The 1,119-nt window shown below is 59.7% G+C and carries 1 protein-coding gene; it reads right to left on the minus strand.

Features of this window, described 5'->3' with window-relative positions; genetic code table 11:
• Window positions 1–292: 292 nt before the first annotated feature.
• Window positions 293–778 carry a YajQ family cyclic di-GMP-binding protein gene (locus A3730_RS03305; protein WP_063520143.1) on the minus strand — a complete coding sequence of 162 codons (486 nt, stop codon included), beginning with the start codon at window positions 776–778 and terminating at the stop codon, window positions 293–295.
• Window positions 779–1,119 lie beyond the last annotated feature (341 nt).

The raw sequence follows: 1,119 nt of genomic DNA on the forward strand, positions 1-1,119 counted from the left end.
CGCAAGAGCGTACCCGGGGCTAACCGGGTACTGGTATGGCTGGGTGCCAAAGCCCGCAGGGACCAGTTCCCCAAGCGGGTGCAGCGGCTGAAAGCGGATACCACCTTTACGCCAGTGAAGACGTTGGCGCGGTAAAAGCGACGGCAGTACGCCTCACGCGACACAGGTTCGTCCTTCTGCAACGTAAAAGGCCGCACCCAAATTTGGAGCGCGGCCTCTTGCGTTTGTGTGACTACAGCGCTGAAATCGCGTTGTAGCTTGTAGCTTGTAGCTTGTAGCTTGTAGCTGGATGCTAGTCCCTAAAATTATTGAACTGCAGCGGCGTTTCGATTTTGGATTCCCGTAGCAGTGCCATCACCGCCTGCAGATCATCGCGCTTCTTGCCGTTCACCCGCACCTGGTCACCCTGGATCGAGGCTTGTACCTTGATCTTGCTCTCCTTGATTTGCTTCACAATCTGTTTGGCCACGGGCTGGTCGATGCCCTGGCGGAAGGTCAGGGTCAGCGAGAAGGTCTTGCCGCTGTGCTCTGGCTCTTCGGGCTTGTCGGCGCCGGCGGCGCTGATGTTCTGTTTCAGGCAGGCCTTGGCGAACAGTTCTTCCAGTTGGCGCACCTGGAAATCGGATTCGGTCTTCAGGGTGACGGCCAGGCCGTTCTGCTCGATGCTGGCCTCCACGCCGCGGAAATCGAACCGGGTAGACAGCTCGCGGTTGGCGTTGTCCACCGCATGGCGAAGGGCGACTTCATCAATCTCGGAAACAATATCGAAAGACGGCATAGGGAGGTCCTGTCGGCAGTAATGGCGTGTCTGGATCGGGCAATTATACAGAGGCAAACCGGTTGTGGGGCAAGTCGGGGAGTGAGTCGTCAATGCGGTGCCGGTGGGCTATCCGATATACTGTGCGATTGTGCTGCGCTGCAGCCGCGCCCGCAGGGCGGGAATGCGACACCAATTGAGGGTTAGGGTATGCAAAATCAGTCCACAGAGCGGCCGCCCCGTGTGCCTTTGGGCCAGCGAATCGGCCAGGCGCTGTTGCGGCTCACCGGTTGGTCGGCCGGCCCCTTCCCGGATATCGACCGGGCAGTGATTGCCGGCGGGCCTCACACCTCCAACTGGGA

The organism is Alcanivorax sp. HI0044, assembly GCF_001634945.1.

Excerpts from the sequence above, each read along its gene's own strand:
- A3730_RS03305 (WP_063520143.1), bottom strand. The coding sequence starts at position 778 with ATGCCGTCTTTCGATATTGTTTCCGAGATTGATGAAGTCGCCCTTCGC.